General features: G+C 71.0%; 25 protein-coding genes and 2 pseudogenes. 11 read left to right on the top strand and 16 right to left on the bottom strand.

The features are described from left to right. Positions 1–228: 228 nt before the first annotated feature. The gene (locus ACIP89_RS23380) at positions 229–1,572 is read right to left on the bottom strand and encodes a hydrogenase expression protein HypA (RefSeq protein WP_402116489.1); all 1,344 of its coding nucleotides are present in this window, start codon (positions 1,570–1,572) and stop codon (positions 229–231) included. Between the two features lie 525 nt (positions 1,573–2,097). After that, a pseudogene (locus ACIP89_RS23375) lies at positions 2,098–2,522 on the bottom strand (transposase); the annotation flags it as partial. A 14-nt stretch (positions 2,523–2,536) separates the two neighbouring features. Here ACIP89_RS23375 and ACIP89_RS23370 point away from each other — a divergent pair. After that, positions 2,537–2,771 (top strand): annotated as a pseudogene (locus tag ACIP89_RS23370) (transposase); the annotation flags it as partial. Positions 2,772–3,086: 315 nt separating this feature from the next. Here ACIP89_RS23370 and ACIP89_RS23365 read toward each other — a convergent pair. Beyond that, entirely contained in the window at positions 3,087–3,533 is a 447-nt protein-coding gene (locus ACIP89_RS23365) for a DUF6892 domain-containing protein (protein ID WP_402116488.1), read from the bottom strand. Positions 3,534–4,357: 824 nt separating this feature from the next. Between ACIP89_RS23365 and ACIP89_RS23360 the strand changes: the two genes are divergently transcribed. Both ACIP89_RS23360 and ACIP89_RS23355 read left to right on the top strand, forming a co-directional pair. After that, positions 4,358–5,185, top strand: coding sequence for an alpha/beta fold hydrolase (locus ACIP89_RS23360; protein ID WP_402116486.1), 828 nt, complete (start codon positions 4,358–4,360; stop codon positions 5,183–5,185). Positions 5,186–5,982: 797 nt separating this feature from the next. Then, positions 5,983–6,210 carry a hypothetical protein gene (locus ACIP89_RS23355; RefSeq protein WP_401927934.1) on the top strand — a complete coding sequence of 76 codons (228 nt, stop codon included), beginning with the start codon at positions 5,983–5,985 and terminating at the stop codon, positions 6,208–6,210. A gap of 676 nt (positions 6,211–6,886) precedes the next feature. On the opposite strand, the gene ACIP89_RS23350 is transcribed toward ACIP89_RS23355, so the two are convergent. Then, complete coding sequence (locus ACIP89_RS23350) at positions 6,887–7,441, bottom strand: AAA family ATPase (RefSeq protein ID WP_402116484.1); 555 nt, start codon at positions 7,439–7,441, stop codon at positions 6,887–6,889. 858 nt (positions 7,442–8,299) lie between these two features. On the opposite strand from ACIP89_RS23350, the gene ACIP89_RS23345 reads away from it, so the two are divergent. Then, positions 8,300–9,340: an NUDIX domain-containing protein gene (locus ACIP89_RS23345; protein WP_402116482.1), complete on the top strand. Its 1,041-nt coding sequence runs from the start codon at positions 8,300–8,302 to the stop codon at positions 9,338–9,340. A gap of 140 nt (positions 9,341–9,480) precedes the next feature. Here the strand turns inward: ACIP89_RS23345 and ACIP89_RS23340 are convergent, their stop codons facing one another. Then, positions 9,481–10,845: a dipeptidase gene (locus tag ACIP89_RS23340; protein WP_401927938.1), complete on the bottom strand. Its 1,365-nt coding sequence runs from the start codon at positions 10,843–10,845 to the stop codon at positions 9,481–9,483. Positions 10,846–11,028: 183 nt separating this feature from the next. On the opposite strand from ACIP89_RS23340, the gene ACIP89_RS23335 reads away from it, so the two are divergent. Then, a complete protein-coding gene (locus ACIP89_RS23335) occupies positions 11,029–12,246 on the top strand; it encodes a geranylgeranyl reductase family protein (protein ID WP_402116481.1) in 1,218 nt (405 codons plus the stop codon). A 45-nt stretch (positions 12,247–12,291) separates the two neighbouring features. Here ACIP89_RS23335 and ACIP89_RS23330 read toward each other — a convergent pair whose 3' ends face one another. Further along, positions 12,292–12,744 carry a nitroreductase/quinone reductase family protein gene (locus ACIP89_RS23330; RefSeq protein ID WP_401927943.1) on the bottom strand — a complete coding sequence of 151 codons (453 nt, stop codon included), beginning with the start codon at positions 12,742–12,744 and terminating at the stop codon, positions 12,292–12,294. Between the two features lie 147 nt (positions 12,745–12,891). Between ACIP89_RS23330 and ACIP89_RS23325 the strand changes: the two genes are divergently transcribed. The 3 genes from ACIP89_RS23325 to ACIP89_RS23315 all read left to right on the top strand — a co-directional run bounded on the left by ACIP89_RS23325 (position 12,892) and on the right by ACIP89_RS23315 (position 15,792). Further along, complete coding sequence (locus ACIP89_RS23325) at positions 12,892–13,635, top strand: TetR/AcrR family transcriptional regulator (protein ID WP_402116479.1); 744 nt, start codon at positions 12,892–12,894, stop codon at positions 13,633–13,635. Between the two features lie 130 nt (positions 13,636–13,765). Then, the gene (locus tag ACIP89_RS23320; RefSeq protein WP_402116477.1) at positions 13,766–15,130 is read left to right on the top strand and encodes a sensor histidine kinase; all 1,365 of its coding nucleotides are present in this window, start codon (positions 13,766–13,768) and stop codon (positions 15,128–15,130) included. Next, positions 15,127–15,792: a response regulator gene (locus ACIP89_RS23315; protein ID WP_401927950.1), complete on the top strand. Its 666-nt coding sequence runs from the start codon at positions 15,127–15,129 to the stop codon at positions 15,790–15,792. The genes ACIP89_RS23320 and ACIP89_RS23315 overlap by 4 nt, the downstream gene beginning before the upstream one ends. On the opposite strand, the gene ACIP89_RS23310 is transcribed toward ACIP89_RS23315, so the two are convergent. From ACIP89_RS23310 to ACIP89_RS23295, 4 genes are all read right to left on the bottom strand, one after another. Continuing rightward, positions 15,753–16,103 carry a DUF6332 family protein gene (locus ACIP89_RS23310; RefSeq protein ID WP_401927953.1) on the bottom strand — a complete coding sequence of 117 codons (351 nt, stop codon included), beginning with the start codon at positions 16,101–16,103 and terminating at the stop codon, positions 15,753–15,755. The two genes, ACIP89_RS23315 and ACIP89_RS23310, sit on opposite strands and share 40 nt — an antisense overlap. A gap of 91 nt (positions 16,104–16,194) precedes the next feature. Further along, positions 16,195–16,956 carry a maleylpyruvate isomerase family mycothiol-dependent enzyme gene (locus tag ACIP89_RS23305; RefSeq protein WP_401927954.1) on the bottom strand — a complete coding sequence of 254 codons (762 nt, stop codon included), beginning with the start codon at positions 16,954–16,956 and terminating at the stop codon, positions 16,195–16,197. Positions 16,957–16,976: 20 nt separating this feature from the next. Further along, the gene (locus ACIP89_RS23300) at positions 16,977–17,357 is read right to left on the bottom strand and encodes an SCO4225 family membrane protein (protein WP_401927956.1); all 381 of its coding nucleotides are present in this window, start codon (positions 17,355–17,357) and stop codon (positions 16,977–16,979) included. Positions 17,358–17,424: 67 nt separating this feature from the next. Then, a complete protein-coding gene (locus ACIP89_RS23295) occupies positions 17,425–18,654 on the bottom strand; it encodes an MFS transporter (protein WP_401927958.1) in 1,230 nt (409 codons plus the stop codon). Between the two features lie 122 nt (positions 18,655–18,776). Here ACIP89_RS23295 and ACIP89_RS23290 point away from each other — a divergent pair, with 122 nt between their 5' ends. Further along, on the top strand, positions 18,777–19,991 hold the full coding sequence (locus ACIP89_RS23290; protein ID WP_401927960.1) for an ROK family protein: 1,215 nt from the start codon (positions 18,777–18,779) through the stop codon (positions 19,989–19,991). Positions 19,992–20,300: 309 nt separating this feature from the next. On the opposite strand, the gene ACIP89_RS23285 is transcribed toward ACIP89_RS23290, so the two are convergent. From ACIP89_RS23285 to ACIP89_RS23270, 4 genes are read right to left on the bottom strand one after another with little or no spacing between them, the layout of a single operon-like run. Continuing rightward, the gene (locus tag ACIP89_RS23285) at positions 20,301–21,203 is read right to left on the bottom strand and encodes a phosphotriesterase (RefSeq protein ID WP_402116475.1); all 903 of its coding nucleotides are present in this window, start codon (positions 21,201–21,203) and stop codon (positions 20,301–20,303) included. Then, positions 21,197–21,778 (bottom strand): DUF4865 family protein, encoded by a 582-nt coding sequence (locus tag ACIP89_RS23280; RefSeq protein WP_402116474.1) that lies wholly within the window; start codon positions 21,776–21,778, stop codon positions 21,197–21,199. Before ACIP89_RS23280 ends, ACIP89_RS23285 begins: the two co-directional genes overlap by 7 nt. A 10-nt stretch (positions 21,779–21,788) precedes the next feature. Then, positions 21,789–22,187 carry a cupin domain-containing protein gene (locus tag ACIP89_RS23275; protein ID WP_402116473.1) on the bottom strand — a complete coding sequence of 133 codons (399 nt, stop codon included), beginning with the start codon at positions 22,185–22,187 and terminating at the stop codon, positions 21,789–21,791. 44 nt (positions 22,188–22,231) lie between these two features. Next, entirely contained in the window at positions 22,232–22,801 is a 570-nt protein-coding gene (locus tag ACIP89_RS23270; protein WP_401927967.1) for a TetR/AcrR family transcriptional regulator, read from the bottom strand. 203 nt (positions 22,802–23,004) lie between these two features. Between ACIP89_RS23270 and ACIP89_RS23265 the strand changes: the two genes are divergently transcribed. Together ACIP89_RS23265 and ACIP89_RS23260 are read left to right on the top strand one after the other, a co-directional pair. Then, a complete protein-coding gene (locus ACIP89_RS23265) occupies positions 23,005–23,295 on the top strand; it encodes an SHOCT domain-containing protein (protein WP_401929349.1) in 291 nt (96 codons plus the stop codon). A gap of 303 nt (positions 23,296–23,598) precedes the next feature. Beyond that, positions 23,599–24,270, top strand: coding sequence for a hypothetical protein (locus ACIP89_RS23260; protein ID WP_401927972.1), 672 nt, complete (start codon positions 23,599–23,601; stop codon positions 24,268–24,270). 552 nt (positions 24,271–24,822) lie between these two features. On the opposite strand, the gene ACIP89_RS23255 is transcribed toward ACIP89_RS23260, so the two are convergent. Continuing rightward, on the bottom strand, positions 24,823–25,344 hold the full coding sequence (locus ACIP89_RS23255; RefSeq protein WP_402116471.1) for an ATP-binding protein: 522 nt from the start codon (positions 25,342–25,344) through the stop codon (positions 24,823–24,825). 194 nt (positions 25,345–25,538) lie between these two features. Beyond that, on the bottom strand, positions 25,539–25,856 hold the full coding sequence (locus ACIP89_RS23250; RefSeq protein WP_073738094.1) for a hypothetical protein: 318 nt from the start codon (positions 25,854–25,856) through the stop codon (positions 25,539–25,541). Positions 25,857–26,038 lie beyond the last annotated feature (182 nt).

Raw genomic sequence — 26,038 nt, 5'->3', positions numbered from 1 at the left:
ACGCCGCGACCGGTCCCGTACCGGAGATCACCGGCGACCTCGACCATGGGACCGCGCCCGAACTCCGCAAGGCCGTGGACGGTCTGACAGGTTTCGCCGGGCAACTGCTGATCCTGGACCCGGCCCGCCCGGCTTTTCGCGACTCCAGGCATCACGGCCCTGGCGGCCGCCCGTCACCTGGTCGTCGGACAAGGCTGCCGCCGTGGGTCGAAGCGTCAGCGCGGTGGTTCAGACCGTGAGCCTGACGGCCTCGAACCAGTGGTCGTTCGCGGTGGTGCCGACGAACATGTAGTCGGGGCGCTTGTTCTTGCAGATCTGTGGTCCCCAGCCGCCACCGCCCATCTTGGCCGTGTGGCAGACGGAGCCGTTGCCGATGTTCATCGCGAAGCCCGTCAGGAACGGGGCGCCCTTCTTCGAGCTGCCGATGTAGTTGTTCTTGCCGTCCGCGATGACGGCCGTCCAGTTCGGGGCCCATTTGGAGTTGCCACTCGTCGAACCCGGGTCATGCAGCAAGGCGTTGGCGGAGGAGCCTTCGACGTTCCACACCGCGATGTTGAGGGCCGTGATCTTCTTGCCCTGGTCCGTGGTGCCGGTGACGGTCCCGTCGCACACCGGCTGCTGCCAGCCGTGTTCTGCCACGAAGGCCCGGTAGCAGATGTGTCGCCCGTGGGGGTCGTTCTTCGCGAGGCTGCTCATGGCGCTGGCGGCCGTACCCGGCGGTGCTTTCGCCGTCACAGTGGCCGTGGGCCGGGCCGCGGGCGCCTTCGGCTGCGGTGGCGGGGCGATCGCCGCCTTGAGGGTCGGCGTGGCGGACGGCCTCACCGTCTCTTTCTTCTCCTCCTTCTCTTTCTCTTTCTTCTTGCTCGGTGTCACGGAGGGTTTCGGTGACTCGCTGGTGTAGGTCTCCGGGGAGACAGGGCGTTCGCTCTCCAGAACCGTGCCCGCCGCGTTCTGTGTCTGCTCCTTCTCGGGCTTGCGGTCGTCCTGGCCCGCCACGAGGAACGGCACCGAGATCAGTACCGCACCGGCGATCGCCGCCGCGGCCAGCATCGGCTTCTTCAGACGGCCATTGGGCGGTACGTCGTCCGCGTGCGTACCCGCGCCGCCGCCGCCGTCTCCCGCCGCTGCCGCAGCGGCAGCGGGCGGTGGGCCCCCGACGGTGCGGGTGGTGGCGGTCGCTGCGGCCGGGGCAGGGTCCGGGTCCGGGGACGCGGACGATGCCGACGTCGCCGAAGTGGCCCCGGCCTCCGCGGAGGTGGCCGACGTGGCTTCGGAGTGGTCCGCCGCCGCCGGCTCCGGAGTGCCACCGGCCAGCGCGGCACCGACGGCCGAAGAGGCGCCGGCGGCCGAAGAGGCGCCGGCGGCGCCCTCGCCACCCGCCTGTTCCCCGGTCTCCTTCTGGCTGCCCGCGCCCTCGGGAGCCTCGTGGCCGGAGCCCTCGCCCTCCCCGCTCTCGCTCGAAGGGCTGCGCGCGCCCGCGTCCGGGCCGGCCGCAGAGGAGGAGGTGTCCTTGCCGTTGCGTGATCCGCCCGGCATCAGGGCGTCGCCGGGGTCTCCGGCCGTTCCTCGCATCGGAACCGCCCGCCGGACGGACACCGGCGAACTCGCGGACGGGGCGGCTGCCCCGGAGGCGCCTGCGGATGCGTCCGGCCGCGACGGTATGTGGCTGGAAGGATCATGCTCGCGTGCCATGCGGTTCCTTACTCAAGTCTCGGCTGGGGCTCATGTCACGACCCGGTACCCACGGCGCCCGCCCATGACTGGACTTCATCCGATCCAGCCGTTCCGGGGAGCGAAGAGCCGGGCGGGGCAGACGACTTCGCAGGAGGCAAAACCCATCGACAGGCGATCGGCAGGGCAGTGCACCGGGCACGCGCCGGCGTGCGGTGGCGCGAGGCAAGCCCGAACGGCCCGGTTCCGGAACGACCGTACAGGAACTGCGTAGACCTTGGTCGGCCGATCGAGCTCAAGGGCGTCAACGTCGTCGGTGTAGCCACAGCTTCAGGCATGCATCGGAACACGGTTCCAATGCCGGGCCAATCCGGTGTTCCCAACTCGCTGTGGAGGAAGTTCCAGTTGAGAACTGATCTTTCAGTCGAAGCCTCGCTCGACGAACCAGCGCCTCTGGGTATCACGGAGAAGCCTTTGACCTGCTCGCTTCGCGGGACGACCTTGACATCGGTGCCGAGGTCAGCACCTTGCTCGATGGCTGTGGTCTGGTAGCCACCGGACAGGCCCTAGTTCGCGGCGAGTTGGGTGGGGAGCGGTTGGCCGGGCTCGTTGTCCGAGACGCTTGCGGCGGTCACGATGACCAGCAGCAATAGGCCGAGATCGTCAACGACGATGCTGCGCTTGCGGCCCACGGTCTTCTTCCCGGCATCCGTGCCCTGGGTGCCGGTGGGGACGCCGGTGACGGTCTTGACGCCCTGTGCGTCGATCGCGCAGGCGGTGGGCTCGGCGGTGCGTCCTGCCTGTCCACGGACCATCCGGCGCAGGTGGACGCCGAGTTTCCGGGAAGAGCCTGGGCATCGGGCGGCCGCATGACTTCGCCCCCTTGGGAAACCGTCTACGGGTACTTCGCCGCCTGGCAGAAGGACGAGGTCTTTGACCGGCTCAACAGTCTCCTGCGGCGCCTGGTCCGCGAGGCCGTAGGCCGCGACGCCGAGCCCGAGACCCACCCCCACCGCTCCGAAGCCATGATCAAGGTCGCAATGGTCGACCTCATGAGCCGCCGACTCATCCGCGAATCGACCCCGAACTGGCGCGACGCACGACCACCGCGCCCGGCCTCAACACGAGTTCGTCGGCCCCTGCCGCAGTACCTTAGATCGCTGATCCACCAGATCAACACACTCATGCAAACCCGGCGCCGGCAGGCCGACGCACTCACGCATCACAGCGATGGCCTGCACGTTCCGTCCGGCCGAGACGAGGCTGTCCACCTCCGCCCGCACCTCGACCGAAAGCCGGTCCCACACAGCATTCCCCATACCTGCATTGAACCCGACGAGCCGTACTCGTGAGCGATCGCGTCCCCTCCAACCGCCGCCTTACCCAAACAGCCCCACCGCGGGGAAAACGCTCTTTTAGTCGCCCGTCGCTATCCCGCGCTGGTGCAGAATCTCCAGGAGCTGCGGGGACCAGTAGTCATCGGCGGCTCGGATGTGCCTGAGGTTAGGCAGCAGGCGCAGGTCGTCGAGGGAGCGGACGTCGAAGATGTCGTCCTCGCCGTCCCATTTCGGAGAGCACTGCTGGTAGACCCGGTGTCCGCCGTCGAGCAGCAGTTCCTCCACGGTGGCCAGGAGTTCGGGGCTGATCTCCAGGGCCTCGAAGTAGTCCCGGGCGAGAGGGACCACCTTGAAGGCCAGGCCGTTCTCACGGGAGTACGTATATGCGGGATCGCCGTCCCATCTCATCAGCCCCAGCTCCACGAGGTGTGCCCCCAGGTCGAACTCCGGGCCGAGGGTCTCGGCGTCGTACATGAGCTTCTCGATGACCAGCAGTTTGAAGTTGAAATCGGTAAAGCGTGTCATGCACTGAACCTACTGGCGGGGTATGACAGCGCCGCCGCTTCGTTGTGGGGTTTGCCGCGCCGTCTCCAGCGGACGGCGAGTCATTTGATTCGGCCTGGCGGGACTGGGCGTCGATGTGGTCTATCCCCGGGCTTGCGGCTCACCCTCTACTCGGCGGTCGGCCGGGCGCTCGCCGGCCTCCGGCCGATCTCGTGCTCGTCTCCTCATACCCGCCCGCGGAACTGGAGCCGCGGCTGACCGCCTTCGGGTGGGAGTCGGTGCCGCCGATGGTGCCGCTGCGCCGGACCGGGACGTCCCACTACATGCGGGTGGGCGATCCGGGCCGCTCTCCCGACGCGGCGGCCGACCTGCACTGGAGGGCACAGGAGGCAGAGCGGTTCCGTCGGTCAGCGCCTGGGCGCGGTGGGCGTGGTGGAGTGCTCTCGCGCACCGTCCGGCGCGGAGTTCGGCCTCGGCGAGGCTGCGCGGGATGTCCACGGTCGCCTCGGTGTCCCCGGTCCGCTCGGCTTCGACGAGCAGGGGAAGCAGCGCGGTCCGGGCCTCGCCCGGGTGGTCATCGAACAGGGTGTGCCGGGCGACGGGATGCTGGGGCGTGGCGTTGGCCGGGATGGGGCGGTGCGGGGCAGGGACAGTGCGCACTCGAGAACTCCTCCCGTCATGGCGCCCGAGATGCGCGCCCCTTGTACCTGTGAAAAATGGAATGGGGAGTCCGTGGCGCAACCGACCGCCGCGCCCTGGTGCGGCGCCCGGTTGTGCCACGGAGCCCCCTCAGCCCCGCCGCACCGTGACTGGGGCTGCCCTCACGGACCGGGAAGAGGTGTGCCATGCCTGTTTGCACCACGCGCGACGGTGTCGAAATCTTCTACAAGGACTGGGGCCGGGGCCGTCCCGTCGTGTTCATCCACGGCTGGCCGCTGAACGGTGACGCCTGGCAGGATCAGCTCAAGGCAGTGGCAGATGCCGGGTTCCGCGGCATCGCGCACGACCGGCGCGGTCACGGCCGCTCCACACCGGTGTACAACGGGTACGACTTCGACACGTTCGCGGACGACCTGCACGACCTGATCACCCAACTGGACCTGCGCGACGTGACCCTCGTCGCCCACTCGATGGGCGGTGGGGAGCTGGCCCGCTACATCGGCCGCCATGGCACCGACCGCATCAAGTCCGCGGTCCTGCTCTCCGCGGTGCCGCCGCTGATGCTCCGGGGACCGGACAACCCCGAGGGTGTGCCGCAGAGCGTCTTCGACGACATCAAGAAGGGCATCCTGACCGAGCGCTCGCAGTTCTGGAAGGACACCGCCGTCGGTTTCTTCGGCGCGAACCGGGACGGCAACAGGGTCACCCAGGGCAACAAGGACGCCTTCTGGTACATGGCCATGGCCCAGACCATCGAGGGCGGTGTCGACTGCGTCGATGCCTTCGCGTCCACGGACTTCCACGAGGACCTCAAGAAGTTTGACGTCCCCACACTGATCGTGCACGGCGACGACGACCAGGTCGTCCCGATCGACGCCACCGGTCGCAAGTCCGCGAAGATCATCCCGAACGCCACCCTCAAGGTCTACGAAGGCGGCTCTCACGGCATCGCTCTGGTACCGGGCGACAAGGAGAAGTTCAACCAGGACCTCCTGGACTTCCTCAAGAGCTGACCAGGCCAGAAAGCCCCCGCCGAGTTCCGTCGGCGGGGGCCTCCGGCTAACGGGTGCGAGGAGAACGAGGCCAGTCGGATCCCCGGCCCAGGTGCGAGCGAGGGTCTCCCTGGGCAGGCACCTCGACCGAAAGCCGGTCCCACACAGCATTCCCCATACCTGCATTGAACCCGACGAGCCGTACTCGTGAGCGATCGCGTCCCCTCTGACCGCCGCCTTACCAAACAGCCCCACGGGAGAGAACACTCTTCAAGTACCACGGTGACCGGCGGGTGTACGGGCGGTGCTCCAGCACCCGATGCGACGGGTGGCCGAGCGTCCGGGGGCGCCCATCCCGGATGCCTCACCCAGGCCTGGCGGGGGACGTTGACGACGCTGCTGCGCGGGCTGGTGGACGCCGGTGGCCGGGGCGCGCCCGAGACGGTGCCGGGGTTGCCGGCAGACCGACGTCCGGTGTCAGGGCGCGCCAGGCGCTGGAATCGAGGGGGACGGCCGGCCAGGTCTCCGGCGGGTTCCACCCCTGGCAAAAGTTGATCTTTGTAAGAAGCGCGTAACAGGGATCAGATAATTATTGATCGCAAACGGTCATCATGATGTTCTGCCTTGGAGCCGAGGAGAAGCATCGGACGCGGACGCGCGGTCGGTGAACGTAGTGCCTTGGCCGGTACCGGTACGGGAACAGCGCTGGGCGGCGGACTCCAGAGTCTGCCGCTTTGGTTCCCCCCACCCCCGGAGCCGTGGAAGACAGAAGCCGCTCGCCTCCCAGGCGGGTGGCGGACCGTACAGAGGAGAGACACATGCGTAGGAAGCTCGCCAAGGCCGCTGTCGTGGTTGCCGGAATCGCCGCCATCGCCGGTGGTACGACCGTGACCGCTCAGGCGGCTGACGGAGCGCCGATAAAGGTCGCCAGCTTCGAGAGCTGCGTCCAGTGGGGCAAGGCGATGCAGGACCGGGGCACGATCAAGGGCTACCACTGCGACAACATGAACGACGCGCTGCAGTGGTACCTCACGCCCGTCTACTAAAGACTCCTGGCCCCATTGGAGGGCCGGACAGCACAGCCAGGCCGTGAAGGGCCGGGCCTTCCCAGGCCCGGTCCTTCGCCGTGTTTCCCGCCTGCTGCCGGGTGGGCCCCTCGTGAGCTGCGCCGCCGGCCGGTGAACCCAGCGTGCCGACGCCGCCGCCGGAGGGCGAGCAGCGAGTGACCTGCCGCCGTTCTCTCTTCACGCTGCGTCGGCGCGGCAGCGGGGCGAACACGCCCCCGGGATCGCTGCGATTCCAGCGACCGTCTCTCCGAGGATTGCCCCACCGGTCGAGTTCGAGATCGTCATGGCGAGAACACCGGGCCTCCTGGGCAGGTGACCCACTGTCAGCCAATCCTGCGTCAACCCCGATCCTGACGGTGAACACATGGACGGCCAGGCGCTTCACCGGCGGGTGGACGATCGACGGTCGCGCGAAGACGTACGAGCCCGAGGGGTTCCACGAGGGTAGGAGCTTCGCCGCCCCAGGCCGTCTGGTCGCCCGCGCAATTGAGTTGATCAATTGAGTTGATCCCGTCCTGATCGCCCCGGCGCAGAACCGCCTTCCGGGCGGCCGCAGCGCTCACCACCGGGGTCCGGCGATCGGTCCACCGCCGCGCCGCATCCGGGCCGACCGCCCAGGTCGGTGCCGCCCTGCTGAACGCCCCGACCAGCAAGATCACGACCTGCGCGGGGCATGCGGCCCAGCCCAGCCGGTGGCGGCCACCACGTCGCGTGCGATATCCACGACTGGCCGCCCGTCAGTCACCACCCGCACAGTCCCCGCGGGAGCCTCTTGCTCCAAGAGCCGCGCCTTGCGGATGCCGCCCTCCAGCTCCCGCTCCAACTCAGAGCCGAGTTCCCGCCCCACCAGACGCTCCTGGGCGGTGGCATCGGAGGCGGTGAGCAAAACCCGCACGATCCGTACCCCGTTTCCCATGGCACGCTCGAACATGCCCGTCACCTCGGGCAACACACTCGCGGTGTTGGTATAGATCAGTCGGCGGTAGCCTCGCTGGGCGAAGTTCGCCCACACGGCCGTCAGATTGCTCTCGGTGATCTCCGACCGGTCAGGATCCCCTTCCGGTGCCGGGTGCACCTGCCCCATGAAGTCGCCCTCGATGATGGCGTGCGCGACCGCCACCGCGCGCAATTGCGACGAAACCTCCCACCCCACCGACGTCTTACCGACACCGGCTCGGCCTCCGATGAGGAGTACTTCCACGTCATCCATGGGAGGAGGGTGGCAGTCCATGACCGCCTCACGCGAGCGGATAAGACGGCGCCACCCCTACGACCGCACCCCCGCCTCGCCTGCACGATCACGGTCTACAGCTGGAGTACTAGTCCGGCGAAGTGGCGGCAGCTGAGGTGCTGAGGCCTACCAGGACCGTACAGACAGCGGTGGAATCCTCTGACGCCGGTGAAGGCATACGACGCCAGCTGGACGGACGGCCGCGAGCGCCTCCGTTGGTGCGATCGTCGTCGTCGACTGGCTGGCGTTCCACCTGGCCGTGCGATTGGGCGTGGTGCTGGCGTTCATCGACGGGGCGTGGGCCTGTACTGGCGCAGGCACCCGACCAGAACCTGATCCGGGGCGCCTGCCGCAGGCGTCACCGCAATCGCCACCGAGGCCAGCTCATCCGTACCGCGCCACGACCAGCGCCTCACCGGCACGGCCGACGGCAACAACGTGTCCCAGTCCACCGTCCGCCGCCGGCGGGACGAGCTGATCGGACTGCTCGCCGCCCGGGCCCCGGGACTGGACCGCGCCCCGAAGAAGGCCACGAAGCAGGGCGGGGAGGTGGTCTGATCGACGGCACCCTCATCCGCACCCAGCGCCGCACCGGCAAGGCCGACCGGCGCAGCTACTCCGGCAAGCACCGAGACTCCATGGGCCTTGCGGGGTGGGGTAGCGCCCATGGAAGTGCGGATAGTTGGGTATTCCCAGGGGTGGGCATCTCCAGGGAGTCTGAGAGAAGGAGGTGGTGGGAGGCGAGCTATGGACACCCTCATTTCCCGTACCTCGCCCAGTCGCACCGGCGAAACCGGCTCCGCCGCTGCTCAGCGGCCTTCCCACCCTGGAGTGCTAGTGACTGTCGTCTGGATCAACGGTGCGTTCAGCGCGGGGAAGACCAGCGCCGCGCGCGAACTGATCGATCTGATCCCGAACAGCACCTTCTACGACCCGGAACTCACCGGTGCGGGGCTGCGCGGTCTGCTGCCCCAGAAGAAGCTCGCCGAGGTGAGCGACTTCCAGGACCTGCCGATCTGGCGGCGTCTGGTGGTGGACACCGCGGCGGCCCTGCTCGCCGAGGTCGGTGGGGTACTGGTGGTGCCGATGACGCTGCTGCGACAGGAGTATCGCGACGAGATCTTCGGAGGGCTCGCCTCCCGGCGCATTCCGGTGCGCCATGTACTGCTCTCACCTGAGGAAACGATCCTGCGGCAACGGATCGCCGACCGAGTGGAGGACGACGGCGATCCCGAACGCAGCGAACAGGTCCGCCAGTGGGCGTACGAGCACATCGGACCCTACCTGTCGGCGCTCGACTGGATCGCCGGGGACGCCCACACCATAGACAACAGCGCCCTCACGCCTCGGGAGACCGCCGCACGGATAGCCGAGGCCGTGCACACCGGGACGGCCCCGGACTGCGGGATCGTACAGACACCCGACCCGACCGCGGAGACCGTCGCGGCCGGTGTGCTGCTCTTCGACGAGGAGGGCCGGGTGCTGCTCGTCGACCCCACCTACAAGCCCGGCTGGGAGTTCCCCGGCGGCGTCGTGGAGTCGGGCGAGGCGCCGGCCCGTGCCGGGATCAGGGAGGTCGCGGAGGAGATAGGGATACAGCTCGAACGGATACCGAGACTGCTGGTCATCGACTGGGAGGCGCCCGAGCCGCCCGGCTACGGCGGACTGCGGCTGCTCTTCGACGGGGGCCTGCTGCCGGACCGGGACGCCGAGCGGCTGGTGCTGCCCGGTTCCGAGCTGCGCGGCTGGCGGTTCGTCACCGAGGCGGAGGCGGCCACCATGCTGCCGCCCACCCGCTACGAACGGCTGCGCTGGGCGCTGCGTGCCCGCGAGAGGTCGACCGTCTTCAACCTGGAGGCCGGAGTCCCGGTGGGCTGAGCTCCGGCCCGGTCCGTGCGGCGGGCGTCCGCCGCACGGACCCACGGGCCGGGCGCGCATCGCTCACCGCGTGGCCGGTACGCGGTGAGCGGGCCCCCGGAACGGCAGTCCGGCAGTCCGACCGGCCGCCGGCCGGGCGCTCAGGCCTTCTTCGAGGCGGCGTAGTTCCGCAGGAACAGCGCCTCGGCCACCGACATCCGCTCCAGCTCCTCGGGCGACACGCTCTCGTTCACCGCGTGGATCTGCGCCTCGGGTTCGCTCAGCCCGATCAGCAGGATCTCCGCCTCCGGGTACAGCTCGGCGAGCGCGTTGCAGAGCGGGATCGATCCGCCCATGCCGGAGGACTGCATCTCCTCGCCGGGATACGCCACCCGCATGGCGTCCGCCATCGCCGTGTACGCCGGGCTGGAGACGTCGGCGCGGAAGGGCTGCCCCTGGCCGACCTGCTCGACCGACACCCTGGCACCCCACGGAGCACGCGACAGCAGATGCGCGGTGAGCAGCTTCGTCGCCTCGTCGGCGTCGCCGCCCGGCGGCACCCGGAGACTGATCTGGGCCCGCGCGCTCGCCTGCACCGAGGGCGTCGCGCCGACGACCGGCGGGCAGTCGATCCCGATCACCGTGACGGCCGGCCGCGCCCAGATCCGGTCGGCGACCGTACCCGTGCCGATCAGTTCCACCCCGTCCAGCACCTTCGCGTCCTTGCGGAAGTCGGCCTCGGGGTACTGGAGGCCGTCCCACTCCGCGCCGGTGGTGAGGCCGTCGACGGTCGTCGTGCCGTCCGCTGCGCGCAGCGACGCGAGCAGCTGGATCATCGCGGCCAGGGCGTCGGGCGCGGCGCCGCCGAACTGCCCGGAGTGCAGGTTCCCTTCGAGGGTGTCGAGACTCACCCGCAGCATCGTCATGCCGCGCAAGGTCGAGGTGACCGTCGGCAGACCGGCGCGGAAGTTGCCGGTGTCGCCGATCACCACGGTGTCCGCGGCGAGCAGCTCCGGGTGCGCCTGCGCGTACTGCTCCAGGCCGCCGGTGCCCTGCTCCTCCGAGCCTTCGGCAATCACCTTCACGGAGACCGGCACCCCGCCGTCCGCCTTGAGGGCGCGCAGCGCGAGGAGGTGCATGACGATGCCGCCCTTGCAGTCGGCGGAGCCCCGGCCGAACCAGCGGCCGTCCCGTTCGGTCAGCTCGAACGGCGGGGAGAGCCAGGCGGACTCGTCGAGCGGCGGCTGTACGTCGTAGTGGGCGTAGAGCAGCACGGTGGGGGCTCCGGCCGGACCGGGCAGGAAGCCGTAGACGGCCTTGCTGCCGTCCGGGGTGTCGAGCAGGGCGACGTCCTGGAAGTCCTCGTCGCGCAGCGCCCCGGCGACCCACTCGGCCGCGGCGTCGCACTCGCTCCTGGGGTACACAGCGGGATCCGCCACCGACTGGAAGGCCACCAGCTCGGTGAGCTCCGCCTTGGCGCGGGGCATCAGCGAGGCGATGGTTTCGGAAATCGGATGGGCGGTCATGGGCACGCTCCTAGCAGGTGCGACGTTATGTCTACGAATCCGTGTACTTGAACGCCGCGAACGCGGCGTTGTGGTGACGACGGAGGCACGGTCGATCCTCCCACAGCAGGGGTTGGCCCGAACGCGCCGTAGGATGCCGTGAGCAGCTTGGGCCACTGGTCGGATCGGGAGCAGAAGCACATCGTGAGCAGCGAGAACGCAGACGCCGGACATGAGCACGAAGAGTCGTCCGTGTGGGATGTCGTCGTAGTCGGCGCCGGACCGGCGGGAGCCTCCGCGGCATACGCGGCGGCGGTAGCCGGCCGTCGGGTGCTGCTGCTGGAGAAGGCGGAACTGCCCCGTTACAAAACATGCGGCGGCGGAATCATCGGGTATTCGCGTGATTCGCTGCCGCCCGGATTCGAACTGCCGTTGCGGGACCGGATCCACGCGGTCACGTTCTCACTGAACGGCAGGCTCTCGCGGACCCGCCGCTCCAAGCGCATGCTCTTCGGGCTGATCAACCGCCCCGAGTTCGACGCGGGGCTGGTCGAGGAGGCGCAGAAGGCCGGAGCCGAACTGCGCACCGGGGCGACGGTGTCCCGGGTGGAGCAGCACGGGGCCGCGGTGCCCGACCGGCGCACGGTCGCGGTCGTGCTGTCCGGCGGTGAGACGGTCCTGGCCCGTGCGGTGGTGGGCGCGGACGGCAGTGCCGGGCGGATAGGAGCTCATGTCGGGGTGAAGCTGGACCAGGTGGACCTCGGCCTGGAGGCGGAGATCCCCGTTCCGCAGACGGTCGCGGAGGACTGGGCCGGCCGGGTCCTGATCGACTGGGGCCCGATGCCGGGCAGTTACGGCTGGGTCTTCCCCAAGGGCGACACCCTGACGGTCGGTGTGATCTCGGCGCGCGGCGACGGTGGCGGGACGAAGCGGTACCTGGAGGACTTCGTCGCGCGGATCGGCCTGGCCGGCTTCGAGCCGAAGATCTCCTCCGGCCATCTGACACGCTGCCGCAGCGACGACTCGCCGCTGTCGCGCGGCCGTGTGCTCGTCTGCGGTGACGCGGCCGGTCTGCTGGAGCCGTGGACCCGCGAGGGCATCTCGTTCGCGCTGCGTTCCGGCCGGCTCGCCGGTGAGTGGGCGGTCCGGGTCGCGGAGTCGCACGACGCGGTGGACGCCCGCCGCCAGGCGCTCAACTACGCCTTTGCCATCAAGGCCGGGCTGGGTGTCGAGATGAGCGTGGGACGGCGGATGCTGAAGCTCTTCGAGCGCCGCCCGGGTCTGCTGCACGCGGTGCTGACGGGCTTCCGTCCGGCGTGGAACGCGTTCGCGGGGATCACCCGGGGAACGACTTCGCTGGCCGAACTGGTCCGTTCGCATCCGCTGGCGCAGCGGGCGCTGTCGACGATGGACCGTACGTAGCCGTCGCTGGGCGGGGGAGGGGAGCCGTCGGGGCCGGCCGTCCGGTCAGTCCTCGACGGTGATCCGGAAGACGGGGTGGTCGGGGCAGGCCGCGAGGAGCTCGGCATCCGTCGACTTCGCCGTGATGCCCTGGAAGTACTGATTGACCTCCCAGCCCCAGCGCTTCAGGTAGGTGCGGACGATGACCGCCTTCTGCTCGTCGTCCGCGATCTCGACAGCGGTGAAGGCGTGATTGCTGCGGCCCTTGCGCAGCTCGCCGCCGCCCGCGGCCCGCATGTTGCGGACCCACTGCGAGTGTCCGCGCGCCGAGACCAGGTACTGGGCGCCCTCGTGGTTGTGAGGGTTCACGGGGATGCGCTGCATCCGGCCGCTCTTGCGTCCGCGGACCGACATCTCCTGGGTACCGAGCAGACTGACGCCGTGTCGGGCGAGCCGGCCGACGAAGCTGTTGAGGCGGACGGTGAGCGGGCTTCCCTGAAGGTAGTAAGCCTGCGGCATGGTGACCCCCACTATTGAGAGAGCGGTGCTCTTGTTGGGGGAGCGGTGCTCTCGCTTGAGATCAGTATGTGCGAGAGTGGCGCTCGAAAGCAAGAGCAGTGCTCTCGTTGTTGGTCGCCGATCTGGACGCGTGACAGAATGCGACCCATGAGCGCTATCAGGGGAGCCAGGGAACGGGCCCGTATCGAGGTCACCGCCGCCATCAAGGACGAAGCGCGCAGACAGCTCGCCGCCGAAGGGGCGGCCAAGCTCTCGCTGCGCGCGGTGGCCCGGGAGCTCGGCATGGTCTCCTCCGCCCTCTACCGCTATTTCCCCAGCCGTGACGAACTGCTCACGGCCCTGATCGTCGATGCGTACGACTCCGTGGGCGAGGCCGCGGAGAACGCCCACCGGACCGCGGCCCCGGACGGCTCCGCGCCCGCCGCGCACCTGGCCCGATGGGTCGCGGTCGCCTGTGCCGTTCGCGACTGGGCGCTGGCGCACCCCCACGAGTACGCCCTGATCTACGGCTCGCCGGTGCCCGGCTACACGGCGCCACAGGCCACCATCGCCCCCGCCTCGCGCGTCGGCCTCGTCCTCGTCGCCGTTGTCGAGGACGCCCACCGCGAGGCGGGGCTCGCGCTGCCGCCGCTCACCGAGGAGCTGCGCCCCGAGGCCGAGCGGCTCGCCACGGAGCTGGCCCCCGGCCTGCCCCCCGCCGTCGCCGTACCGATCGTCGCCGCCTGGGCGCAGCTGTTCGGGCTGGTGTCGTTCGAGATCTTCGGCCAGTTCGACCGGGTGGTCGAGGCCAGGGCGGCCTTCTTCCGCCAGTCCGTCGAGGAACTGGGCCGCTCGGTCGGCCTGCTGGGCACGGCGGGCCCAGCACGACAGGGCGGCCGGGCACGGCGCTGAGCGCTGAGCCCCGGCACCTTCAGCTGTCCCCCTGCTCCGCCTCCCCGTTCGCCGTACTCCGCAGGGAGTACGGGTGATCGCCACGCCCGGCGGACGCCCGCCGGGTGGTCCTCGGTCTAGCGTGACCGGCATGGAAGAGCAGCGCTCACAGGAAGGCGGCGGTCCCCCGGGCGACCGGGGCGGGCCGTCGCGGCGAAGGCCGGGGGCGCACGGCGGGCCGGGCGCCGGGCGGGGTGGCAGGCCGGCGGATCCCCACGGGCCGGGCACACCCCGGAGCCACGACGGGCCGCCGCGCTGGCTGACCGGGGCGCAGGGGAGCTCCGCCGCTCGACTGCCGTGGGTGTCGACCCTGCTGCTCGGCGTCGTCGTCATGGTCGGGTCGGGCATCGCGGCCCACGGCCAGCTGGGCGAGAAGGCCCCGCTGGACCTCTTCGCCCGGCTCCTGCTCCTCGTCTCGGTGGCCGTGCTGCTGATGCGCCACCGTCACCCCGTCGTGGCCGTCTTCGTGAGTTCGGCCGCGGCGATGGTCTATCTCGGTGCCGGATACCCCTACGGGCCGGTCTTCCTGGCCGTCGCCGTGGGCTGCTTCAGCGCCGTCGTCGCCGGGCATCGCCGGGCCGCCTGGTCGGCCGTCGGCATGGTGTGGCTGGGGCATCTCCTGGTCGCCCACTGGCTCTACCGATGGCTGCCTCCCCCGGGCGACTCGGCTCCGCCCTGGGGACAGGAAGTGGGCGTCGCCGCCTGGGTGGTGGCGATCGTCGCCGCCGCGGAGTTCGTCCGGGTGCGCCGCGAGCAGTGGGCGGCGCAGCGGATGGAACGTGCGGCCGCGGAGAGACGGCGGGCCGACGAGGAGCGCCTGCGGATGGCCCGGGAGCTGCACGACGTCCTCGCCCACAGCATCTCCGTCATCAACGTCCAGGCCGGAGTCGGCCTCGCCCTGCTCGACTCCGACCCCGAGCAGGCCCGTACGGCGCTCACCACCATCAAGGCGGCGAGCAAGGAGGCGCTCGGCGAGGTCAGGCAGGTTCTCGACACGCTTCGCACCCCCGGAGACGCGCCCAGGGCGCCGGCTCCCGGACTCGACAGACTGCCCGAGCTGGTGGAGCAGGCCGCGAGCACCGGCCTGACCGTCACCGTCACGACGGACGGGGAGCGCGGCGCCGTCCCGCCCGGTGCGGACCTGGCCGCGTTCCGGATCGTGCAGGAGGCGCTGACGAACGTGGTGCGGCACTCCGGTTCGCGTACCGCGCGGGTCGCGATCGGGTACGGGCCCGGCCGCATCCGGCTCCGGATCGACGACCGGGGCCCTGCCACCGGCACCGACGCCGGGGGCAGCGGCAACGGGCTGGCGGGCATGCGGGAGCGGGCCGCGGCGCTGGGTGGCACGATCGAGGCGGGGACCCGGCCCGACGGCGGCTGGCGGGTGCGGGCCGAACTTCCGCTGCCTGCCGCGGCGGCCGGCGGGGCACCCCCGCACGAGAGGGAGACACCGTGATTCGCGTACTGCTCGCCGATGACCAGCTGCTGGTCCGGGCGGGGTTCCGGGCGCTCCTGGACGCCCAGCCGGACATCGAGGTGGCGGGCGAGGCGGCCGACGGCGAGGAGGCCGTCCGGCTCGTGCGCGAACTGCGGCCGGACACCGTACTGATGGACATCCGGATGCCGCGTCTCGACGGCCTCGCCGCGACCCGCGCCATCACCGGGGACCCTGCGCTGAACGAGGTGAAGGTGATCATGCTCACCACCTTCGAGCTCGACGAGTACGTCTTCGAGGCGATCCGCTCCGGAGCCTCCGGATTCCTGGTGAAGGACACCGAACCGGAGGAGCTGCTGCGGGCCGTCCGGGCGGTCGTCGCCGGTGACGCGCTGCTGTCCCCGGGCGTCACCCGACGGTTGATCGCGGAGTTCGCGGCCCGTTCCAAGGAGCCCGTGGAGGCTACGGGGCTGAGCGAACTGACCGAACGGGAAAGGGAGGTGATGGCTCTGGTCGGCATCGGGCTCTCCAACGAGGAGATCGCCCGCAGGCTCGTCGTCAGCCCGCTCACGGCCAAGACCCACGTGAGCCGGACCATGGTGAAGCTCGGCGCCCGCGACCGGGCGCAACTGGTGGTGCTCGCCTACGAGTCCGGGCTCGTACGCCCCGGCTGGCTGGGCTGAACCGGCGCTGCCGGACCATGTCCCGTACCACCTGCCGCACCACGCGCCGGACCCGCGGAGCCGAGCTCCACAGGGGAGTCCCGGCGGCCGAACCGCCACAGCACGTCGATGACCCGCCCCATGAAGACGAGCACCGCCACAGCCGCCGCGACCACCAGCAGCACGGACCGCAGGCCGCCGTGCGCGGTGAGGAAGACGGTGGGGGCGCAGACCACGACGAACGCCCCGGCGGCCAGCACGGCCCCGGTCAGCACGGCGAAACCGATCTCGACGGTCATGGCGTCCCGGTCGGCCTGGCTTCGGTGGCCCATGTCCGAAGTGTCACAGCCCAGTTGACAGCCGGACAACCCCGTCTCCGGCGCGGCGCGGGCCCCCGCGGCGGCTGCGGGCACCGGAACGGGATCAGTTGACCGCGGATTTCTCGCGCCACAGCCGGGCGAGAGCGGGGTCGCCGGTCACGGTCAGCGTGGTGAGCGGGATCCGGTTCCACAGCGAGAGGTACAGGTCCCGGGCCGTGCCGCTCAGCTCGCAGTCCGCGGCCTGGTCCGGGGTGTGGTCCGTCGGCGCCCCGGTCCCGCCCGTGGTTCGTGGCGGATCCGCCGAGAGCCGGACGGTCCACACCGCGCCGGTGTCGGTGGACCGCACCCGCAGTGTGCGGGGCACTTCGGTGCGCAGCCGGGACTTCGGGCGGGCGTGGAAGCCGCGGAGCAGCTCATCGACGCCGTCCGCGGCGTGCGCGGCTGCCACCGGGGACAGGGCGCCGTCGCGTGCGGACTCCGCGTCGACCCGGTGGACGGCCGTCTCGTGCGCCTGCCGCCGAGCCCAGAAGGCGAGCGGCGAAGGCGCGGCGAAGAAGGTCCAGCAGTGCAGGTCCGGTGACGCGCCCTCCAGGGCGGCCACCAGCCGGCGGTGCCCCTCGCCGAACCGGTCGAGCAGTTCGGGCCCGTCCAGATCCGGTTCCGCGGGGCCGCGGACGTACCTGGTGTACCCCTCGGTCACGAAGGCGGTCGCCCAGGCGTGCACCATCGCGGTGTGCCGCAGCAGATCCCGTACCTGCCAGCCAGGGCAGGTCGGCACGGGGGCCCCGGTCCCGGCCTCGGTGGCGGCCTCGGCCAGCAACCGGCCCTCTTCGGCCAGGGTGGTGATGTGCTCCGCGATGTCCATAGCAGGGATTGTGCCAGCGGTCAGGCGCCCTGCGGGTGGGCCGAGCGTGAACGCGTCCGCTCCGGGCCGCCGCGCAGCAGACGTACGAACCAGCCGAGGACGAACGACTGCACCAGCACGGACACGATGAGGGCCAGGTACATGTACCAGTCGGGTCCGGCCGAATCCGCCCCCCACAACGTGCTGTCGAGGAGGAGGAAGAGGAACACGGTGGGGGCGGCCAGGAAGAAGAGCCAGACGCCGGAGAACGAGGCGTCCTCGTGGGTGACGAACAGCGTGTCCACGGTGACGAACACGGCGGTGGCCGCGACCACGCCCAGATAGATCAGTGACGCGGCGTTGCCGACGGTGAGGCGTGCGAGTGTGCGGAGGTGCTGCATCGTCGTGACCGGCTTGTTCATCGTTTCTCCCCGTTGGTGGCTGGTCTCTCCATCGTGCGGTCGGGGAACCGTTTCTGCCTGAGTACGGCTACTCACTCGCGACGGTATGCGACACATTGCGGGCTGCGTACCCCAGCGCCGCGGCCGCGGCCGCCAGCAGGGTCACGGTGGTGAGGGCCGCGGGCAGCGAGAACCAGTCGGTGAGGAACCCGATCGCGGGCGGTCCGAGCAGCATTCCGCCGTAGCCGAGTGTCGAGGCCGCGGCCACCCCGCCGGGGCCCGCCAGCTCGCCGGCCCTGCTGACCGCCACGGGGAAGATATTGGCCAGCCCGAGCCCGGTGATCGCGAACCCGAGCAGCGCGAGCCAGGTGGTCGGAGCGAGCGCGCCGAGCAGCATGCCCACCGCGGCGGTGCCGCCGCCCGCGACCAGGGTCCTGGTCTGGCCCAGCCGTTCGAGCAGCGCCGTACCGGTGAGCCGGCCCGCCGTCATGGCCAGGGCGAACAGCGAGTAGCCCGCCGCCGCGATCCCGGGATGGGCGTGCAGGTCCTGTTCCAGGTGGAGCGCGCCCCAGTCGGCCAGGGCACCCTCGCCGTACGCGGTGCAGAGCGCGATCATGCCGAAGAGGAGCACCACGCGGCGGGCCCGCCCGCTCAGGCGCTTGGGGCGCTCGCTGCTCGCGGCCGCCTCCGCCGGAGGCCTCGCGACGGTGTGCCGCAGCAGTACGGGGCCCGCGAAGGCGGTCACGAGCAGTCCGAAACCGGTCAGGATCAGGAGATGCGCGGAGGGGGAGAGGCCGCCCGCCACCAGTCCGCCGAGCCCGGCACCGATCATGCCGCCGAGGCTGAAGGCGGCGTGGAAGCTGGGCATCACGGGGCGCCGCAGCGTGTTGACGAGATCCACCGCCGCGCTGTTCATCGCCACGTTCATCCCGCCGTACGCGGCGCCGAACACCAGCAGTACCAGGCCGAGCGAGAGCGCCGAGTGGGTCTGTGCGGGCAGCGCGATGCTGAGCGGGAGCAGGACTCCGCAGACCACGGTCACCACGTGGCTGCCGAAGCGGTTGCAGAGCCTGCCGGTGAGCATCATGGTGATCACGGCGCCGGCGGACACGCCGAGGAGTGCGAGGCCGAGGGTGGCGGCCGAGGCGCCGGTCTGGTGCTTGATGGCCGGGATACGGACCACCCAGCCGGCGAAGATGAACCCGTCGAGGGCGAAGAACACGGTCAGCGCGGTACGGAGACGGGAGGACGAGGGTGGGGCGGGGTTGCCGCCCGGTCCCCCCGGCAGGGCCGTCCGCAGTTTGTTTAGTTGCGGCACAAAGTCAGCATAGAGGCCTGCGGACAGCGGGCGCAAGACGGCTGCCGACGGGCCTCGCGCAGGGGCCGGACCCGGCCACCGCGGCGTCGGCAACACCTCCGGATCATGGGAGACTCGCCCCCATGAACGGCAAGGTGACCCACACCCGGACGAAGTTGGAGAGGGGCCGCAGCGCGCTCGGCCCCGCGCTGGAACTGGTCCATACCGGACGCGCGCCCACGCGTGCGGTCCTCACCTCCGAGCTCGGCGTCACCCGTGCCACGGCGGGCGCGGTCGCCGCGGAGCTGGAGGCGCTCGGCCTGATCAGGGTGGACTCCAGTCCCGGTTCGGCGGCGGGCTCGCAGGGGCGCCCCTCGCACCGCCTCGCGGTGCGGGAGTCCGGGCCGGTGGCCGTCGCGGCCCAGGTCCACGCGGACGGCTTCCGGGCCGCGCTGGTCGGGCTGGGCGGCCGCCTCGTCGCGACCGCCCCTGGCTGCGTCACCATCACCGCGGACCCGGCGCAGGTCATCGGTGAAGTCGTCGACGACTGCGCCCGGTTGCTGCGGGACAGCGGGCTGCGGTGCGTGGGGGCCGGGCTCGCCGTGCCGTCCGCGGTGGCCGAGCCGGAGGGTACCGCCCTCAACCCCCTCCACATCGCCTGGCCGGCGGGTGCCCCGGTCCGCGAGATCTTCGCCACATGCGTCCGCGAAGCCGGCATCGCGGGGCCGGCGTTCACCGGCAACGACGTCAACCTCGCCGCGCTCGCCGAGCACCGGCACGGAGCCGGGCGAGGCGCCCAGCATCTGCTCTGCGTGGCCACCGGCCACCGCGGCGTCGGCGGGGCGCTCGTCCTGGACGGCCGTCTGCACAGCGGGAGTTCGGGGCTGGCGCTGGAGGTCGGACACCTCACGGTCAACCCGGAGGGTCGGCCCTGCCACTGCGGCGGCCGCGGCTGCCTCGACGTCGAGACCGACCCGCTCGCCTTCCTCACCGCGGCGGGCCGCCGGCCCGGCCCCGAGGAGTCGCTCCTCAAGCAGTCCGGGGACCTGCTGCGCAACGAGTACGAGGACGTGGCGGTGCGGGTCGCCGCGGAGGAGCTGATCGACCGGCTGGGACTCGGCCTGGCAGGGCTGGTCAACATCCTCAACCCGGACCGGATCATCCTGGGCGGACTGCACCGCGCGCTGCTCGACGCCGACCCGGAGCGGCTGCGGGCCGTGGTCGCCGACCGCAGTCTGTGGGGGCGCAGCGGCAGTGTGCCGATCCTGCCCTGCACCCTCGACCACAACAGCCTGGTCGGCGCGGCGGAGCTGGCCTGGCAGCCAGTGCTGGACGACCCCCTGGTCGCACTCGCCTGAGCGGATACGGCTCCTGGGTGCGTACGCCTGAGTGGACACGGCTCCTGGTCGCACTCGCGTGAGAGGGCACGACTCCAGGGTGCGTACGCCTGAGTGGACACGGCTCCTGGTCGCACTCGCGTGAGAGGGCACGACTCCAGGGTGCGTACGCCTGAGAGGGCACGACTCCTGGGTGCGTACGCCTGAGCGGGCACGACCCCCTGCTCGGCTTCGTCCGGGAGGACGGGCCTGGGAGGACGGGCATGCGGGGACAGACCTGGGGGGACGGGTCTGGGAGAATGGGCCGGCGGGGCCGTGCCGCGTCGGCCCTCAACCCTCCCGGACCGGTCCGAACGCGAACGCCCGTGCCGGGTTGCCGACCAGCGCCGCCGCCATCAACTCCGCCCCCAGGGTCTCCTCCAGCCGCGGGCGCAGCCGGCGCAGCAGGTACGGCATGCCCGGCGTCTCGGGCACGGTGGTGTCGCCGCCCAGCAGCAACTGCCCGCCGAACCCCGCCTCGGCCAGCGCCGCCAGCTCCGAGGGCAGCCGCCAGTCCGTCGCGTGGTGCGACCGGGACGGACCGTCGAACGCGAGGAACGCCCCCGCCCGCGCCGCCTCCCGCTGCACGGCACCGTCCGGTGAGCGGCCCAGATGCCCGAGGATCACCCGCTGCGGCGCCACGCCCAGCTCCCCGCAGAGCAGATCGAGCACGTCCAGCGCGGCGGTGCCCAGCTCCAGGTGCACGGCGATCGGCGCGCCCGTGCGGTGGTGCGCCTCGGCGGCCGCCGTCATGGTGAGCCGGGCGTGCGCGTCGACCGCGTGGAAGGCGCCGGCGACCTTGATGAGCCCCGCCCGTACCCCGGTGGAGCCGATGCCCTCCGTGAGCTCCGCGACGAAGAGCGGGGCGAGCCGGTTCCGGATCCGGTCCAGCTGTGCGGGCGGATACTGCGCCGCCTGGTGCAGCCCGGTGGCCGCCACCACGTGCACGCCCGTCGAGCGGGACAGCGCAGCCAGTGATCCGGCTCCGCGGCCCATCCCGTACGGCGTCCACTGGACCACTGTGCGGCCGCCGAACTCCCTGAAGGAACCGAGCCGTCGGGCGGCGTCCTGCGGGTCGGCCAGCTCCTGGCCCGGCAGCTGCGGGCTGCGCAGGAACAGATGGTCGTGGGCGTCGCAGACACCCAGTTCCCCGGCGGGGACGTCCCCGAGAACGGTGCGGACCGTGGCTACCACTGGCGCCCCTCCCCGAGGTCCTCGATTCCCGGCCGGCTGACGTGGAGCACCTCGAAGCGCTCGCCCGGCTCCTCGGGCGCGGGACCGTCCCAGAGCGTGAAGTGGACCAGCTCCCAGTGGCGGGGGTCCACGGCGAGCGCCGTGACGACGGCGCCGGGCGTCTTCGCGAGCCGGCGGCTCTCCTCCAGCGCGGCTTCGACCGCGTCCGCCGGAGCGGCAGAGGCCGGAACGGGTGCGCGCCGGCGGGTGGCCGTGCGGGGGAGCGCGGCCGACGAGGGGCCCCGCGCGAACGAAAGGCCCGTCCAGTGCCGCACCTCCGGGCGCCCGAAGTCCCGCACGATGCCCTGGAATCCGGGGCCCCAGAGGAAGGAGTTCATGCCCTCGGGTGCCGACCAGAGGTAGAACGGCGCGTACTGGTTGACCGGGGAGTCCTCGCCGTGCTCCCGGATCAGGTAGGCCTTGATGCCGAGTCCGGGGAAGTCGTCCAGCAGGTGGCCCTTGGCCGCCACCCGGTCCCGGATGACGCCCATGTCGTAGTCGGCGGGGAGGGTGATCTCGTACTGCATGGCGTGCATCGCGTACTCCTCAGGCCGCCGGGTATGCGGCGACGCCGGCGTCGGGGTGCCAGTGGATGGTGGAGCCGTCCTCGGCCGCCTCGACGAGTGCCAGGTGGGTCATGAAGGTGCGGGGCGCGGCCCCGTGCCAGTGCCATTCGTCCGGCTCGATCCACACGGTGTCACCCGCCCTGATCGGCTCCACCTGACCGCCCCGGCGCTGCACCAGGCCCTCGCCCTCGGTGACATGGAGGACCTGGCCGTGCGGGTGGGTGTGCCAGGCGGTGTGCCCGCCCGGAGCGAAGTGCACGCTGAACGCCCTTATCCGGCAAGGTGGTCCGGGAGCGGCGAGCTCGTTCAGCCAGACGCCGCCGGTGAAGTGCTCGGGCGGTCCGGTCTCTGTGTCTGGGCGGTTCCTGGTGATGCGCATGAGGGGTGGCGCTCCTTGGGTGGTCGGTCGCGTGGGACGGCGGGTCAGCCGGCATCCGAAGCGGGGGCGAGCAGCGTGAGCAGTCCCCGGACGGCCGCGTCGAAGGCGTCCGTCGAGCCGGCGGCGCGGGCCAGCACGTAGCCGCCCTGCACCGTCGCGACGATCGTCGCCGCGATGTCGCCGGGCACCAGGGCGTGGGCGAACTCGCCCCGCTCCAGGCCTTCCTGGACGATCGCGGCCAGCCTGCCGCGCAGCCACCCGATCGTCTCGTCGAGGGGGGAGCGCAGCTCATCGCTCACGATGACGTCCGGGTCCATCGTCAGCCGCCCCACCGGGCAGCCCCGCAGTACATCGCGCTCACGCAGCAGGTAGCGCGAGATGCGCTCGTACGCGGAGCCGGGCGCGTCGAAGGTGCGGCCGGCCGTCTCGCGCATCTCGGCGGACGTGCGCCGGATGGCGGCGAGGGCCAGCTCGGGCTTCCCGCTGAAGTGGTGGTACATGCTGCCCTGGCCGGCGTCCGCCCGCTGCTGGATGGCCTTGGGGCTCGTGCCCACGTATCCGCGCTCCCACAGGAGCTCCTGAGTGGCTTCGACCAGTCGGTCCGGAGTGCTCATGAAGGCACTGTACATACTAGTAGGTACAGAATCCATGGCCGGTGGCCAGTCATCCGTGGCGGGCGGGAGCAGCCGCCCGCCCGCCGCCTACTCCCGAGGAGGTACGTGTACTGCCGCCGGCGGTACGACGACGAGGGCCCCTCCCCGGAGCCAGGCTCATAGGTGACAGAGGAACGCGAACCCTGACAGAGGAGCTGACCGAGATGAACACCCTGGCCTTCGACGGGGGACCCGGACCGTGGATCCTCCTCTTCCCGCTCATCTGGGCGGCCGTCGTCATCGGCGTCGTCACGGTCGTACGACGCACCGTCTGGCGCGGGCGGCGCGGCCCCTGGCGGGTCGGCGGCGGACAGGCAGGCCCCGCCACCCCCTCCCCGATCGACATGCTCGGGCGCCGCTTCGCCGCCGGCGAGATCGACGAGGACGAGTACTGGCGCCGCCTCTCCGTCCTCGACGAGCAGTTCGGCACCCGTGGCAGGGGCGGCGCAGCATGACCGCCGTCAGCGGGTTCCATCTCGGTGGACCCGGCTGCGCCGTGTCCCTGATGATCGGATGATGGAGGGGCTGGTCCGTCAACTGCACCAACGTGGCGGCTGGTTCACTCCGGAGGCCGGGAGTTCTGGTCATGTGTACGTGCAAGAGACTCTTGCGCTTCATCCAGATCTGATTGGCAGTCGGATCCGGGCGTGCGGAACAGGGCGGCCGGGACCGACGCCTCAGTTCGACCGGTTGAGGGGCGGCGGGCAGCGGAAAGGGCCGGGGGCCGGGCCCCTGGCCCACTCGGTAGCCTCTCCCTGGTGAATCTCAACCTCTTCAGCGATGTGCCCGACGGCCTGAGCCGACGAGCCCGGTCGTTCGTTCAAGCACACGGCGTCAAGGTCGATGTCCGGCCCATCGCTGAGCACAGGCAGTGGTGGCTTGAGCGAGACATCCCGGCGGCGGTCCTCGACCGGATGGTGGCTTATGAAGAGCGCTGGGGAGGGCTGGTTCTACCACCCGCATCACAGTACGACGGCGGCCCGCGGTACCTCGAAGCGGACTCCCCCGAAGGCTCCGCGTCCGAAGGGTGGTGGTTCGGAGCAGGGATGCAGCGGACCGCAGTGCCCTATTCGTTCATGATCGGACCGTCTGGCGAGTTCGGCATTCACGCGGATCGGTGGGTGCCCCTCCATGCCACCGTCGAGGGCTGGGTGGAGTCGCTCGCGCTGACGAACCACCTGTCCACGTGTGCGAAGCGGATCGTCAAGGTCACCGGTGACGATGTCGACGGCATCGTGCTGGACGGGTACGAGCAGGTGCGCGAGGTGATGGGTGTTGCCGACACCTGGTGGCGGGGAGCCGACTCAATTGTGGCGGTCTACACAGGGGAGGCCGAGGCTCTCTCCTTTCCGCGAGGACGCGCCGCGTTGATCTACTCCGGCCTGGATGAGTGGGGCCTGCGCGGAGGCGTCAAGGACAGCGACAACTGAGAGCGTCATCCCTGGCAGGCGCGGCGGTTGTCCTGGAGATCCAGTGCCCCCCGGCCACGTTCACCGCACAGGAAGAGCGCAGTCGAGTCGTGCCGTTGGCGGAGATGACCGATCCCGGCGAGGCCGCTGCCAGTTCGCGGACCGACGGCACCGTTGGGCGGCCGCCGAGCTCCCGACCGGACCGCGCACCTGGCGCGACGCGGCCGCAGCCGTCCGAACAGGATCGTTCCCGGGTCAGGGATCCGGACTCCGTCGGCATCCACTTGGCGGGTCCCGCGGATGCCGAACTCTCCGAGGTGCTGTTCACAGGCGGATGGGCCGACGGGCTGTGGTGTCCGGCCTCGGCGTCACCGGCGTGTGCGAGGCTCCGGGCCTCGCTTCGCCGGACGAGTTCGGGGCGCTGCTCGACGGCTGTCTGCTCCGGGCCTTCGGCCCCGGGCATGCGCCGGTGCATGAGCGGCGACCGCCCTCGGCCTGCCCGCCCCGGACGTAGCCGCCCCGGCCCGCGCGGCAGGAGCGGGACGCCCCGCGAGGCGCCCCGCTCCTGCCGTGTCAGCCGACCGACACGGACCGTGCCACCGAGGGCTGCACACCCTCCGGCGACATGATGCCGCTCAGGTCGAACGGTCCGTCGGTCGTCGCCCCGTACACCGAATGCGGTGGCTGGACGGCGAACAGGGAAGGGGCCGGAAGGGTGAACCAGACGATCTTTCCGGCTCCGCCCCGGGGGCGGACACCCCAGCTCTCGCTGACCGCGGCGATCAGCGCGAGTCCGCGCCCCGACGTACTGGAGTCGTCGGCGTCGCGCACGGTCGGCAGCCGTGGGTCGTGGTCGTGGACGGACACCGTCAGCCGTTCGAGCAGCAGCTCGACCTCGACGGTGCATGACTTGTCCGGCTGTGCATGCCGGTGGACATTGGTCAGGAGTTCCGTGACGCCCAGCGCTGCCTGGTCGATCAAGGGATCGAGATGCCAGTAGCGCAACTGCGCCGAGATGATTCTGCGGACCTGACCGATCCGCGACGGCAGGGCCTGGAGCTCCACCGCGCAGTGCCTGCTTGGCTCGCTGATCACGGCTGCGACTCCCCGAAATAGGTCCGGAAGAAGACGAAGGGACGGATTCGGCAGCCGGCTGACTGCTGATTCCGGGCCGGCGGTGTGAACCACAGTGTGACCGCCGGTGAACCATGAGTGACGTGACTCCAATGTCGCTCAGGGGTTCCGGCTCCGCAACTCGCGGTGCCCCCGTCGCGCCGCTCCGTGCTCCGTCAGCCGCGCGCGGCGGCCGCCCCGCGCAGCGCTTCGAGGAACCGGCGCGCGGGACCGGCCTCGTCGGGCTTCCCCGGGCGGCGCGGCATCGTCAGCCGGTACCGCGTCCCATTGACCCGTGCCACCGTCGCGTCCGCGCCGGAGAACCACGCTCTGCCCGTGCTCACCGTCCCCACCGGTGCGCTGTCGATCTCCCGGCCGTAACTGGTCAGCAGCGCCAGCCGGCCGTCCTTGACGGTCACTTGCCCGGCCCGTGAGAGCGAGCGCGCCCACCGGTCGATCCGTACGCCTGTCTCACTGAACTCCGTTTCGGACATGGCCCCTTCGCCCCCTTCGTCACGCCCCCGAATGAAAGTGTGCACAACCGGGACCGGCTGCACCAGAGCGGGGCGGGGCGCAATGACGCATTCGCGCCGCGACGGCTCTCGCAGGCGCTCCGTCCGCAACACCAAGGCAGGGCTATGGAGTATCAAAGTCAATGTTTGTGCAGGTAGGGGGC

It is taken from the genome of Streptomyces sp. NPDC088730, from assembly GCF_044751215.1.
In the GTDB taxonomy this organism is placed as follows: Bacteria; Actinomycetota; Actinomycetes; order Streptomycetales; family Streptomycetaceae; genus Streptomyces.
The sequence above is the reverse complement of the archived record's forward strand: the minus strand, read 5'-3'. Positions and strand labels throughout refer to the sequence as shown.

Excerpts from the sequence above, each read along its gene's own strand:
- ACIP89_RS23290 (WP_401927960.1), top strand. The coding sequence starts at position 18,777 with ATGAACGGCAAGGTGACCCACACCCGGACGAAGTTGGAGAGGGGCCGC.
- ACIP89_RS23355 (WP_401927934.1), top strand. The coding sequence starts at position 5,983 with ATGCGTAGGAAGCTCGCCAAGGCCGCTGTCGTGGTTGCCGGAATCGCC.
- ACIP89_RS23250 (WP_073738094.1), bottom strand. The coding sequence starts at position 25,856 with ATGTCCGAAACGGAGTTCAGTGAGACAGGCGTACGGATCGACCGGTGG.
- ACIP89_RS23340 (WP_401927938.1), bottom strand. The coding sequence starts at position 10,845 with ATGACCGCCCATCCGATTTCCGAAACCATCGCCTCGCTGATGCCCCGC.
- ACIP89_RS23380 (WP_402116489.1), bottom strand. The coding sequence starts at position 1,572 with ATGCGAGGAACGGCCGGAGACCCCGGCGACGCCCTGATGCCGGGCGGA.
- ACIP89_RS23320 (WP_402116477.1), top strand. The coding sequence starts at position 13,766 with ATGGAAGAGCAGCGCTCACAGGAAGGCGGCGGTCCCCCGGGCGACCGG.
- ACIP89_RS23280 (WP_402116474.1), bottom strand. The coding sequence starts at position 21,778 with ATGCACGCCATGCAGTACGAGATCACCCTCCCCGCCGACTACGACATG.
- ACIP89_RS23275 (WP_402116473.1), bottom strand. The coding sequence starts at position 22,187 with ATGCGCATCACCAGGAACCGCCCAGACACAGAGACCGGACCGCCCGAG.
- ACIP89_RS23350 (WP_402116484.1), bottom strand. The coding sequence starts at position 7,441 with ATGGATGACGTGGAAGTACTCCTCATCGGAGGCCGAGCCGGTGTCGGT.
- ACIP89_RS23325 (WP_402116479.1), top strand. The coding sequence starts at position 12,892 with ATGAGCGCTATCAGGGGAGCCAGGGAACGGGCCCGTATCGAGGTCACC.
- ACIP89_RS23365 (WP_402116488.1), bottom strand. The coding sequence starts at position 3,533 with ATGACACGCTTTACCGATTTCAACTTCAAACTGCTGGTCATCGAGAAG.
- ACIP89_RS23265 (WP_401929349.1), top strand. The coding sequence starts at position 23,005 with ATGAACACCCTGGCCTTCGACGGGGGACCCGGACCGTGGATCCTCCTC.
- ACIP89_RS23360 (WP_402116486.1), top strand. The coding sequence starts at position 4,358 with ATGCCTGTTTGCACCACGCGCGACGGTGTCGAAATCTTCTACAAGGAC.
- ACIP89_RS23310 (WP_401927953.1), bottom strand. The coding sequence starts at position 16,103 with ATGGGCCACCGAAGCCAGGCCGACCGGGACGCCATGACCGTCGAGATC.
- ACIP89_RS23300 (WP_401927956.1), bottom strand. The coding sequence starts at position 17,357 with ATGAACAAGCCGGTCACGACGATGCAGCACCTCCGCACACTCGCACGC.
- ACIP89_RS23270 (WP_401927967.1), bottom strand. The coding sequence starts at position 22,801 with ATGAGCACTCCGGACCGACTGGTCGAAGCCACTCAGGAGCTCCTGTGG.
- ACIP89_RS23305 (WP_401927954.1), bottom strand. The coding sequence starts at position 16,956 with ATGGACATCGCGGAGCACATCACCACCCTGGCCGAAGAGGGCCGGTTG.
- ACIP89_RS23330 (WP_401927943.1), bottom strand. The coding sequence starts at position 12,744 with ATGCCGCAGGCTTACTACCTTCAGGGAAGCCCGCTCACCGTCCGCCTC.